The organism is Parafrankia soli (genome assembly GCF_001854695.1).
GTDB lineage: Bacteria > Actinomycetota > Actinomycetes > Frankiales > Frankiaceae > Parafrankia > Parafrankia soli.
The window spans coordinates 49,972-61,219 of record NZ_MAXA01000235.1 but is presented as its reverse complement, the minus strand read 5'-3'; the positions used below and the strand labels follow the sequence as shown (position 1 = coordinate 61,219).

General features: G+C 72.5%; 8 protein-coding genes. 3 read left to right on the top strand and 5 right to left on the bottom strand.

Going from position 1 to position 11,248, the window contains the following annotated elements; genetic code table 11:
- Positions 1 to 227: 227 nt before the first annotated feature.
- Complete coding sequence (locus BBK14_RS24080; RefSeq protein WP_071065533.1) at positions 228 to 3,785, top strand: EAL domain-containing protein; 3,558 nt, start codon at positions 228 to 230, stop codon at positions 3,783 to 3,785.
- On the opposite strand, the gene BBK14_RS35830 is transcribed toward BBK14_RS24080, so the two are convergent.
- From BBK14_RS35830 to BBK14_RS24060, 4 genes are all read right to left on the bottom strand, one after another.
- Entirely contained in the window at positions 3,685 to 4,113 is a 429-nt protein-coding gene (locus BBK14_RS35830) for a protealysin inhibitor emfourin (RefSeq protein WP_071065532.1), read from the bottom strand. The genes BBK14_RS24080 and BBK14_RS35830 overlap by 101 nt on opposite strands.
- Before the next feature lie 29 nt (positions 4,114 to 4,142).
- Positions 4,143 to 5,204, bottom strand: coding sequence for a M4 family metallopeptidase (locus BBK14_RS24070; protein ID WP_071065531.1), 1,062 nt, complete (start codon positions 5,202 to 5,204; stop codon positions 4,143 to 4,145).
- Positions 5,205 to 5,268: 64 nt separating this feature from the next.
- Positions 5,269 to 6,555, bottom strand: coding sequence for an ABC transporter substrate-binding protein (locus BBK14_RS24065; RefSeq protein ID WP_071065530.1), 1,287 nt, complete (start codon positions 6,553 to 6,555; stop codon positions 5,269 to 5,271).
- Between the two features lie 245 nt (positions 6,556 to 6,800).
- Positions 6,801 to 7,538, bottom strand: a complete 738-nt coding sequence (locus BBK14_RS24060) for a hypothetical protein (protein WP_071065529.1) — start codon at positions 7,536 to 7,538, stop codon at positions 6,801 to 6,803.
- A 93-nt stretch (positions 7,539 to 7,631) separates the two neighbouring features.
- Between BBK14_RS24060 and coaE the strand changes: the two genes are divergently transcribed.
- Both coaE and BBK14_RS24050 read left to right on the top strand, forming a co-directional pair.
- Positions 7,632 to 8,252 (top strand): dephospho-CoA kinase, encoded by a 621-nt coding sequence (coaE, locus tag BBK14_RS24055; protein WP_083391224.1) that lies wholly within the window; start codon positions 7,632 to 7,634, stop codon positions 8,250 to 8,252.
- Positions 8,253 to 8,257: 5 nt separating this feature from the next.
- On the top strand, positions 8,258 to 8,998 hold the full coding sequence (locus tag BBK14_RS24050) for a class I SAM-dependent methyltransferase (RefSeq protein ID WP_071065527.1): 741 nt from the start codon (positions 8,258 to 8,260) through the stop codon (positions 8,996 to 8,998).
- Between the two features lie 77 nt (positions 8,999 to 9,075).
- Here BBK14_RS24050 and uvrB read toward each other — a convergent pair whose 3' ends face one another.
- Positions 9,076 to 11,202 (bottom strand): excinuclease ABC subunit UvrB, encoded by a 2,127-nt coding sequence (uvrB, locus tag BBK14_RS24045; RefSeq protein WP_071065526.1) that lies wholly within the window; start codon positions 11,200 to 11,202, stop codon positions 9,076 to 9,078.
- Positions 11,203 to 11,248 lie beyond the last annotated feature (46 nt).

Sequence of the window (11,248 nt, the reverse complement as noted above, 5' to 3'; positions counted from 1 at the left end):
GTTGAATCATCCGGAATTCACGCTGCCTGTCCGAAATGTGGTTGGTAAAGCGTCGTCGCGGACGTTAGATTCATTCGGTTTTTGGTTATGTTCTGAATACGTCAGGTCTCTGTCGTCCGCGCGGGGGTCCGGCGCGCCCGGGCCCCGTCGGCCACTGGCCGCCACAACGGCGCCGGTCAGCGCCCAGCGCCGGGGACCTGCCGCGGCCAGGGAGAGGGGGACGGGTCGTGACCAGCGGTCCCGTAGTGGTCGACCGTCGCCGCCTGCTAGTGGTCCTCACCGTCGGGATGGTGGGGTTCTTCCTGTTGGTCCTGACCGTCCCCGGATCCCCGGGGCGGCTGCGTGCCGGGACGTGGATCGCACTGGCCATCGCGCTGGTCAACCTGGCCCTCATCCAGCGGCTCGTCACCGCCCACGAGCGGTGGCCGTGGCTGGCCGCGCTCGCCGCCGCCTCGATGGCGGCCGGGATGGGAGTCGCGGCCGCGGACGCCATACCCGGGGAGGAAAGCCAGCTGTTTCTGCTGTGGTTCCCCTGGATCGCCAGCTACTGCGGTGTGCTCAGGCTCGGCTGGAGCCTGGCCATGGCGGCCTGGGTGGCCCTGACGCTGCTGCTGGCGGCGTCGGTCAACTCCGCTCTCGCCGGCTCGCCGGCGCTGCTGATCGCGGCGGCCGTCAGCTCGGCCGGCGGCTGCCTGGTGATGTACGTGCTGTTCCAGTGGCGCGGGGAGCATGCCTACTCCGATCCGCTGACGTCCCTGGTGGCACGCAGCGGGCTGACCCGTGCCGCGGACCCGGCGATCGCGCGGGCGGTCAAGAAGGACCGCGAGGCGGTCCTGCTCCTGCTCGACATCAACCGGTTCCGGGAGGTCAACGACGCGCTGGGGCACGAGGCCGGTGACGAGCTGCTGCGCCAGCTGGCCCGCGCTCTTCCCGCGGTGACGCCGCGGCCGTCCTTCGTCGGCCGGCTCGGCAGCGACGAGTTCGCGCTCGTCATCCCCGGCCCGCCCGGCGCGGACCGCCGTGACGACGACGAGCTGGGCGGTGGTGATGCCAGCCGCGGAGATCCGGACCGCGGCGGGTCCGCACACGGCGGCCCGCACCGGGGCGGGTCCGTGTCGACGTCGGCGAGTCGGGAGAGCGACCTGCGCGAGCTCGGCCGGTCGGTGCTGAGCCAGATCGAGGGGCCGTTCACCGTGCACGGCGTCGAGGTCGAGGTCGAGGCGAGCGCCGGGCTGGCGGTCGCCCCGCGCGACGGGGAGACGATCGGGTCGTTGCTGCCCTGCGCGGACGCGGCGCTGTCCCGGGCCAAGCGCGAGGGCGAGCGGGTCGGGCTGTGGGACGCGGGCATCGCGGGCGTGCGCTCCTGGGAGATCGCGCTGTACGCGGAGCTGCGCGCGGCCATCTCCAGGGACGAGCTCATCGTCTTCTACCAGCCGCTCCAGGCGGCGGCGACCGGGCGGATCGTCGGCGTCGAGGCTCTCGTGCGCTGGAGCCATCCGACCCGCGGGCTGTTGCCGCCCGGCGCGTTCCTGCCGATGGCGGAGCGCTCGGCGCTCATCGTCGACGTCACGAGGTGGGTGCTGGACGAGGCGCTGCGGCAGTGCGCCGCGTGGGCCGCCCGTGGGCTGCACGTGCCCGTCTCGGTGAACATCTCCGCCCGCATGCTCGTCCTGGACGACCTGCCCAGCCTGGTGACCGGAAGCCTGGCCCGCCACCAGCTCCCCCCGGACGTGCTGACCCTCGAGATCACCGAGAGCGCCCTGGTGACCCAGCCCGGCCGGGCCGCCGCCATGCTCCGGGAGCTGCGCAGCAAGGGGGTCAAGCTCGCCCTGGACGACTTCGGCACCGGTTACAGCTCGATGGAGATCCTCAAGGCGCTGCCGTTCGACGAGGTCAAGATCGACCGCGGGTTCGTCGCGGACGTCCGCGGCAGCCTGCTGGACGCGGCGATCGTGCGTTCGGTGCTGGACCTCGGCCACCGGCTCGGCCTGCGGGTCGTCGGCGAGGGCGTCGAGGACGACCGGACGCTGCGGATGATGACCGAGCTCGGCTGCGACATCCTGCAGGGCGACGCGGTCTCGCGCCCGCGCCCGCCGTCGCATCTCGAGGACCTGCTGGTGGAGCGAGTCGCGCCCGCCGAGCGCCCCGGCCCCGCCGACGGCTCCGCAGCCGCCGGTGGTGCTGTGCCGGTTGGTGGTGCTGTGCCGGTTGGCAGTGCTGTGCCGGTTGGTGACTCCGGATTGGGGTCGGCTGAGGAGTCCGCGGCGGAGAGACCCGGGCCGATCGTCAGTCCCGGAGGGGGCTCCTTCACGGTGTCGCAGACGCGGCGGTTCGGCGTTCTGGCCCCACAGGTCGAGGACGAGGCGGCGCGGGTCGCCGCGACCCGGCGCTACGACATCGCGTTCCGGCCGCGGACCTATCCGTTGGACGACGTGGCGGCGCTCGCGGCCGCGATGACCGGCTGCAACCTGGGATCGGTGCTCCTGATCGGCACCGACACGGAGATCTACCTGGGCCGCCACGGCCACGAGTTGAAGGACGTGCCGGCCCGGGTAGGGGTGGCCTCCCACGCCGTCGCGGCGGGGGAGCTGGTGGAGGTTCCCGACGCGATGCTCGACACCCGGTTCGCCCACGGGGCGAGGGCGTTCCCCGGCCGGCCGGGGCGCTTCATCGCCGCCGTCCCGATACGGACCTCCGACGGTCACGCCGTCGGCGCGATCACGATCAGCGACCGGATCCCGCGGCGGCTCACCCCGGGCCAGCGTGAGGCCATGGAGAGCCTCGCCCAGCACGCCGCGGTCATGATGGACGTCCGCCGGGAGGCCGCGCTGCTCGCCGTGGTCACCGACACCGCCCGGGCGCTGGACCAGCTCTGTTACCCGGATGATCTCCCGGCGGCCGCGTCCCTGGTCAGTGACGCCGCGCGGCACATGCTGGGCGGCGACGTCGTCACCGTCCTGATGTCCGACACGCCCGGCTCGACGGTCTACAGCTCCGTCGGGGCTTCCCTCGCGCCCGGGGCCACCTCCCTCATCAAGCCGGGGCAGCGGTTCAGCTCGAACGACGAGACGGTCATCGGTGAGGTCCTGCGGACACAGAGCCCGCTGTTCGTCCCGGACGCGCCGACCTTCCCCGGCTTCAACCTGGACATCGTCCGCGCCAGTGGTGTGGCCTCCGCGTTTCTCGTCCCGATCCCGGGGGAGGGCGGTGCGCTCGGCGTCATGTGCGCCCGCTGGCCGGCCCCGGTGGCCGCGATCGACCCGTCGCTGTACCGTGCGATGGCGCTGCTGGCCGGGCAGGTGGGGCACGGCCTCGGCCGGCTGCGGGCCGCCTCGGCTCGGGAGCACCACCCGGACGGCCCGGCCGGGCTGACCGGCCGGGCGGCCTTCCTCTCCACCTTGCAGGGGCTGTCGCCGGGCGCCGCGGTGTGCCTGTTCGACGTCCAGGCGGGCCGGGACAGGTTGACCTGTCGGTTCGCCGAGCTCCTGCGGGCCGTCTGCGACGAGTCCGCGTATCTCGCCCGCTGGTCGGACAGCCGGTTCGCGGTGGCCGTCCCGACCGGCGGGCGGGAACGGGCCGAGGCGATGGTCGACGAGGTCCGCCGCTCCTGGGCCCGGGAGTCGACGGTGCCGATCGCCGTCGGCATCTCGGTGACCAGGAGCCACGAGCCGTCGAGCGCCGCGCTCATCGACGCGGAGAACCACCTGCTGGAGACGATGGCGGTGGTGGTCCGGGCCGAGCGGGCAGCCGCGGCGCGCGTGACAGCAACGTCAGCAGGGGTCTGACCCCTTCGGGCACCGGCTCGTGGAACGTCCGCTCCACCCGCCCGCCCTGGAACTCCACCTCGATCACGTAGACGAAGCGATCCGCCCCCGCCGGGCCGCCGCCGGTGCCGCCTGGCCCGGCGGTACCGTCCGGCCCGGCGGTGAGCGAGGCCGCCAGCGACCGCAGCGTGGCCGCCTGGTCGGCGGGGAGCTGGGCGGTGTCGAGCCCGCGCCGGACCGGCCGGCCGATGATCCCGCCATAGCGTTCCAGGATCACCCGGATGCGCCCGGCCAGGTCGGCGGGCCCGCCGCCGTCCGGGCGGGACCCGGTGTTCCGGTCGCCGGTCACCCTCCGATTCTCCCCGCCCGGCCGGGGCGTCAGACCGGAACGCCGACCGAGGCCCAGGCGTCCCGCACGGCCTGGGTCTCCTCGGGCCCGAACAGCACCTGGGCCTGGCGCGAGGTGGCGGCGGCGAACGACCGGAACGTCGCGTTCGGCCGGAGCTGGGGGGCGCGCAGCGCCTCGTACCAGATCCGGCCCGCGCGCTCCCAGGCGTGGCCGCCGAGGGCCACCGCGAGCGTGTAGAAAGCCTTGTTCGGGATGCCCGAGTTGATGTGCACCCCGCCGTTGTCGGTCGTCGTGCGGACGTAGCCGTCCATGTGCGCGGGCTGAATGTCGTCGCCGAGCACCGGGTCGTCGTAGGCCGTGCCGGGCTCCTTCATCGACCGCAGCGCCACGCCCTGCACGGCGTCGGTGAGCAGGCCCTCGCCGATCAGCCAGTCGGCCTCCTCGGCGGTCTGGCCGCGCAGGTGCTGCTTCACCAGCGAGCCGAAGACGTCGCTCAGCGACTCGTTCAGCGCGCCCGACTGGTTCAGGTACATCAGCTGCGCCTCGTCCTCGGTGACGCCGTGCGCGAGCTCGTGGCCGATGATGTCCAGCGAGACCGTGAACCGGTTGAACAGCTCGCCGTCACCGTCGCCGAAGACCATCTGCCGGCCGTTCCAGAAGGCATTTTCGTAATGATCGCCGTAGTGCACGGTCGCGAGCAGGCCCATCCCGTCGTCGTCGACGGAGTCCCGGCCGTAGGCGTCGAGGAAGAACGCGAACGTGGCGCCGAGGCCGTCGTACGCCTCGTTCACGGCGACGTCGGCCACTGGGGCGTCGCCCTCGGCGCGCACGGTCGTGCCCGGCAGGTCCTCGGACTCCTTCGCGTCGCCGATCGTGCGGCGCGGGCCGCTGGTCGGGGCCAGCCGCGGCGGGGTCGCCGGGCGCTGCACGGAGCGCATCAGGGCGTTGTGCACGCGCACGCTGCGGTGCGAGGAGTCCTGGGCCATGGTGGACAGCGCGCGGGCGCGCTGCTCGTCGTTCCCGTTCCGGGCGATGCGCTCGAGGATGTGCGGCGGCACGGCACAGGGCGCACAGCGTCGGTGACCGGTCATCGGCGACTCCTCCAGGTGTGGGCCGTCCCGGGCGGATCTGACCCGGGGCCACCGACCTTGGCCGCTACGTGAGCAGATGTCCAGACCGGCCTGCGCCGTCCTGTGCCGCGGCCGTCGCCGCGGTGACGGCCGGAGCCGCCGGGACGAGCTCGCCGCACCGCGGCTGCGGCTCGACAACCTCGAACACGTCACCGGTCGCGGAGACTCGGACGAAGTCCGCGCAGCGGTCCAGCCGGCCCTGCCCGGCCGAGAAGTTGATCTTCTGGGTGAGCAGGCCGCCGGCGTCGTAGTCGGTCACTCCGCGCAGCCCGCGGATGTAGGAGTCGCGGGTCGGGCAGTGCCCCTGGGTCCGCAGTCCGCGCAGGAACAGGTCGGCACTGATCCACCCGTTGACGGCGCTCTGTTGGCTCGGCGGCTGGATCTCGGGGGCGTGCCGGGTCATCGCGGACAGGTAGTCGCGGTGGGCGGGCAGGCCCCGCTCCAGCGCGGTGAAGGGCAGCGGCGTGTAGGTGCCGGCCAGGGCCTGCCGCAGACCGGAGACCAGCACGCGCATGTCGTAGCCGGCGGGGGAGACCGCCGTCCCGAACGGGTGGCCCCGCTCGGCGGCGGTGATCAGGGTGCCGATGTAGATGTCGAGCGAGGTGGCCGCGACCAGGGTGTCCGCTCCGGTCCGGACGATCCGCCCGACGACGTCGGGCATGGTGATGCCGTCGATCGGCTCCTCGAACACGACCGGGATGCCCGCCGCCGCCAGGCTGCGTCGCGCGCTCTCGGCGTAGAGCAGGGAAGCCCGGGTCGCCGAGGTGATGATCAGCGCCGCCCGGGTTCCGCCGCGGGACTGGACGAACTGCCCCAGGGTGGTCGTCGCCTCGGTGTCGTCGGCGACGTATGTGTACGTGAACATGTTCGGGTGGTCCGCCCACAGCGGCTGGTCGGCCACACCCACCACTGGAATGTGCTGCTGGTCGAGCCAGGGCGCGGACTGTTCCGAGTACGCCGTGTGCTCGAGGATCGCGAACGCGCCCGCGGTCACGAGATCCTTCGCCGCGCGCAGGTTGACGCCCGGGCTGGACTCGTCATCACGCCAGATCGTCGTGATCCGGCGGCCGCCGACCCCGCCGGCGGCATTCTGCTCCGCCATGCGGGCCTCGACACCGGAGCGGTATCCGGTGTACTGGGCCGACATCGCGCCGCTGTCCGGGTAGAGGACGCCGACCGTGATCTCGTCGTCAGTGACACCCGGCGCGCAGGTCCAGGTCGCCGTTCCGCTCTGGGTGGATCCTCCTGCKCCACAGGCGCTCACCAGCGCCGCCGTCACGAGCGCCGTGCCGATCAACTTCGAACGAAACACCAGGACGATCCACCTCTCCGATCCGGCACGCGACAGGCCGCGGGGTTCTCGGGCAGTCACGAAGTCTTACGCCCGGGATGGTCGTCCGGCCTGTAAAAACCGTGTTAGATCACAGCGAGGAAATTCGCGCCCGGACGCCGCTCAGGTGGTGCTCGCGGGAAATCCGTCCGGCGCCGGAGAAAATGAGAAAATCGGCGCGGATATACGCTGTCGCCGAACCGTCCCTCGTGCCTGTCCGGCCTTTTCTAGTGGACGTCCTCGACGCTCACCGGCGGGCTGCTGACCGGCGGGCTGGTGGCCGGGGCCGGACGTCGCCCGGCGCGCACCCGGCGGGTCACCATGACCACCGCGGCGTGGGCGCAGGCCAGCGCGATGCCGCCGATGATGAGCAGGCTCGCGTGGTTGTCGAGCCAGCGGACCAGGTCGCTGGTCCACGGCCCGAGGGCGCTGCCCGCCGACAGGTAGAGCGCCGAGGAGGTCATCGAACCGGGGACGAGGAACCGCAGGAACCGGCGCATCGACACCGACCCGGTGCCCAACGCCGCGTCGACGGCCACGTTCGTGTTGATCAGGCAGAACCACAGCAGGCCCCGCTGCGCGCCGTGCCGCGACAGGACGGTGACCAGCCGGCTGGTGCCGACCCGGCGCAGCAGGAGCGACCGGACGTTGTAGCGGGCCAGGCCGAAGTACCCGAGGTCGAGCAGGGTCCGGAGCACCGTGGCGATCAGCAGTGCGGGCAGGAACGCGACGTTGCCGCCGACCAGTATGAGGACGGAGACCGTCGGCCGCAGCGCGATGAGTAGCAGGGGAGCGGAGCTCGCGAGCGTGGGCAGCAGCACCAGGCCCACCGTGCCGGCGGCGAGCAGGCTGCCGGTGAGCAGCGCCGGCCAGCCCCGGGCAATCGCCGCCCGCGTCCACTCTGCCCGGCCGGGCCTGGCGCGGTCAGGCCCGGCACGGCCGGGCTCGCTGCGGGTGGGCGCCACCCGTCCAGTGTGCCAACCCGCGCGGCCGGCCCGGCGCCGCGCGGACCCGTCGCGGGCACGGGGGGCTCCTGGCAGACTCGGCTGGTGCTGATCGTGGGCCTCACGGGCGGAATCGGGTCGGGCAAGAGCGCCGTGTCTGAACTCCTGGTGGAACACGGCGCCCATCTGGTGGACGCCGACCGGATCGCCCGCGAGGTAGTCGCCCCCGGGACGCCCGGCCTCGCCGCCGTCGCCGAGGCGTTCGGGCCGTCCGTGCTGCTGGCGGACGGCACCCTCGACCGGGAGGCGCTGGGACGCGTGGTGTTCGCCGACGAGGCGAGCCGGCGGCAGCTCGAGTCGATCACCCATCCGCTGATCCGGGCGGAGATGGCGGCCCGGATCGCGTCCGCGCCGCCGGACGCCGTCGTGATCCACGACATCCCGCTGCTGGTCGAGGGCGGACCGCGCCCCGGCTACGACGCGATCGTGGTCGTCGAGACACCACGCGAGCTGCGTCTGGAGCGGCTCGCCCGGCGAGGTCTCGCCCGCGGCCAGGCCGAGGCCCGGATGGCTGCCCAGGCCACCGACGAGCAGCGGCGGGCGGTCGCCGACATCCTGGTCGACAACAGCGGGTCGCTCGACGACCTGCGGAAACGCGTGGGCGAGGTGTGGGGGGAGCTGCTGCGCCGGCGTGACGCCGGGCTGGCCGAGCCCTCCGTCCGCCCCGGCTCCTGAGCGCCGTGGCCTGGGAGTGGGACGCGGCCGCCTACGGCCGGCTGCGGCTGCCGCACGAGCTGTGGGGGCAGCGCACGCTCGCCCGGCTCGCGCTGACCGGCAGCGAGACCGTGCTGGACGCCGGCTGCGGCACCGGGCGGGACACCGCGGCGCTGCTCGAGGCGCTCCCGCGCGGCCGGGTCATCGCCGTCGACGCATCGGCGAGCATGCTCGACCAGCTCCGCGCACGGCTGCCTGACACCGAACGGCTCACCATTCTCGCGGCGGACCTGCTCGACCCGCTGCCGATCGCCGGGCCGGTCGACGCCGTGCTGAGCGTGGCCGTCCTGCACTGGATAGCCGATCACCAGCGGGTGTTCGACAACCTCGCGGCGATCCTGCGGCCGGGGGGCAGGCTCTCGGTCGACTGCGGCGGCCACGGCAACATCGCCTCCGTCCAGGCGGCCCTGGCGGCGGTGCTCGGAGAGGTTCCGCAGGTGTGGAACTTCGCGGCGCCGGCCGAGACGGAGCGGCGCCTCGCCGCGGCCGGCTTCGTCGACATCGAGGCCCGGCTGCGCGCCGAGACCGCCCAGTTCGACGGTCCGGCTGCGTTGCACGACTACCTGGAGACGGTCGTGCTCGGCGCGCACCTGGTCAGGCTGGGCGCCGACGAGCGCGCGGCCTTCGTCCGGGCGGTCGCCGAGCGGCTGCCCCGGCCCGCCATCGACTACGTCCGCCTCGAGGTACACGCCCGCCGCGCGGCCTGACCCCGGCCCGGCCAGGCGCCCGGGTTCCGCCGGTGGCCCGGCCCCCGGCCCGGTTCCGGCGCCGGGCGTTCGCGCGGCTACCGGACGTTCGCGGCGTCCATCCCGCGCAGCTCCTTCTTCAGCTCGTTGACCTCGTCGCGCAGGCGGGCCGCCAGCTCGAACTGCAGTTCCTTGGCGGCCTCGTGCATCTGGTCGTCGAGCTGGCGGATGAGCTGGGCGAGCTCGTGGCGCGGCATGCCGGCGAGCTCCGCCGCGTACCGGCCGACCGCGTCCCCCGCCTTCGACTTCATCCCGGGTACCGGGGCCTTGCCACGGGACTGCGCCCGGCCACCGCCGCCGATCATCTCCTCGCCCGCCGACTCGCGGACCATGTCCTCGAGAATGTCGACGACCTTCTTGCGCAGCGGCTGAGGGTCGAGACCGCGCTCGGTGTTGTAGGCGATCTGCTTCTCCCGGCGCCGGTTCGTCTCCTCGATGGCCTTGCTCATCGACGGAGTGATCTTGTCTGCGTACATGTGGACCTGGCCGGAGACGTTGCGGGCGGCCCGGCCGATGGTCTGGATCAGGGACTTGTCCGAGCGCAGGAAGCCCTCCTTGTCGGCGTCGAGGATGGCCACCAGCGACACCTCGGGCAGGTCGAGGCCCTCGCGGAGCAGGTTGATGCCGACGAGCACGTCGAACTCGCCGCGGCGCAGCTCGGTCAGCAGCTCGACCCGGCGCAGTGTGTCGACCTCGCTGTGCAGGTAGCGCACCCGGATGCCGAGCTCGAGCAGGTAGTCGGTGAGATCCTCGGACATCTTCTTGGTCAGCGTGGTGACCAGGATCCGCTCGTCGCGTTCCGCGCGGATCCGGATCTCGTGCACGAGATCGTCGATCTGGCCCTTGGTCGGCTTCAGCACGATCTCCGGGTCGAGCAGGCCGGTCGGCCGGATGATCTGTTCGACGACGCCGTCCCCGCGCCCCAGCTCGTAGGGGCCCGGAGTCGCCGAGAGGTACACCGTCTGGCCGATGCGCTCCAGGAACTCCTCCCAGCGCAGCGGCCGGTTGTCGATGGCGCTCGGCAGCCGGAAGCCGTGGTCGACCAGGTTCCGCTTGCGGGACATGTCGCCCTCGTACATGCCGCCGATCTGCGGCACGGTGACGTGCGACTCGTCGATGACCAGCAGGAAGTCGTCCGGGAAGTAGTCGAGCAGGGTGTGCGGGGCCGTGCCGGCGGCCCGGCCGTCGATGTGCCGGGAGTAGTTCTCGATGCCGGAGCAGAAGCCGACCTGGCGCATCATCTCGATGTCGTACGTGGTGCGCATCCGCAGCCGCTGCGCCTCCAGCAGCTTGCCCTGGCCCTCCAGCTCGGCCAGCCGGTCGGTGAGCTCCGCCTCGATGCCGGCGATCGCCCGCTCCATCCGCTCCGGCCCGGCGACGTAGTGGGTGGCGGGGAAGACGAAGACCTCCTGGGACTCCCGGACGATCTCCCCGGTGAGCGGGTGCAGGTAGGTCAGGCGCTCGATCTCGTCGCCGAACATCTCGATCCGGACCGCGAGCTCCTCGTAGACCGGGAACACCTCGATGGTGTCGCCACGCACGCGGAACGTTCCGCGGGTGAAGGCGAGGTCGTTGCGGGCGTACTGGACGTCGACGAAGCGGCGCAGCAGGCGGTCGCGCTCGATCTCGTCGCCGACGCGCAGCCGGACCATCCGGTCGATGTACTCCTGGGGGGTGCCCAGACCGTAGATGCAGCTCACGCTGGCGACGACGACCACATCGCGCCGGGTGAGGAGGTTCATCGTCGCCGAGTGGCGCAGCCGCTCGACCTCCTCGTTGATGGAGGAGTCCTTCTCGATGTAGGTGTCGGTCTGCGCGATGTACGCCTCGGGCTGGTAGTAGTCGTAGTAGGAGACGAAGTACTCGACGGCGTTGTTCGGCAGCAGCTCACGGAACTCGTTCRCGAGCTGGGCGGCCAGTGTCTTGTTGGGCGCCATCACCAGGGTCGGGCGCTGCAGGCGTTCCACGAGCCAGGCGGTGGTGGCCGACTTGCCGGTGCCCGTCGCGCCCAGGAGCACGACGTCCTTCTCGCCGGCCCGCACGCGGCGGGCCAGCTCCTCGATCGCCGCCGGCTGGTCGCCTGAGGGGGCGAAATCCGAGACGACCTCGAACGGCGCGGCCGAGCGCTGGAAGTCCGTGGTGGGGCGTTCGAACGTTGTGCTCACGAGTTCCAGAACACCACACGCCTCCGACAGTTTCCCGGCGGCGGTC